Origin of the sequence: Sulfitobacter sp. HI0027, assembly GCF_001634775.1 — a bacterium.
Lineage (GTDB): Bacteria > Pseudomonadota > Alphaproteobacteria > Rhodobacterales > Rhodobacteraceae > Sulfitobacter.
On sequence record NZ_LWER01000250.1, the window covers coordinates 1 to 402 of the forward strand.

At 55.7% G+C, this 402-nt stretch carries 1 protein-coding gene; it reads right to left on the bottom strand.

Going from position 1 to position 402, the window contains the following annotated elements; genetic code table 11:
- The coding region (locus A3722_RS15055; protein ID WP_150120506.1) for a hydantoinase B/oxoprolinase family protein at nt 1–402 on the bottom strand (402 nt) is incomplete at both ends.

The window sequence follows — 402 nt, forward strand, 5'->3', positions numbered from 1 at the left end:
GTGTACTTCGGTATTGGCCCGCGACAGCGACGCAGGTACTGCGCCACCCATATCGGTGTTGTGGATATGCCCCACGGCAAAGGCGACAATCTCACCCTCCCAAAAGATCGGCTTCCAGATGTGCAGATCGGGGGTATGAGTGCAGACAAACCCGGAATACGGGTCGTTTGTGATGCAGATATCACCTTCCTCGTAGCCATCAATGGCTTCCAGCGCCCCCTTGTAATCAAGACCAATGAACCATGTCGCGCCCAGATCGCGCGGGCTGGCAAAGGTCATCCCAGCGGGTGAGACAAGGCCGGTGGTAAAATCCTCGGTTTCCTTAACAAAGGTGGAATGGGCGGTGCGGAATAAAGTATAGGCCATGCTCTCGGCTACCGCTTGTGCATGGTTCTCGAGCAT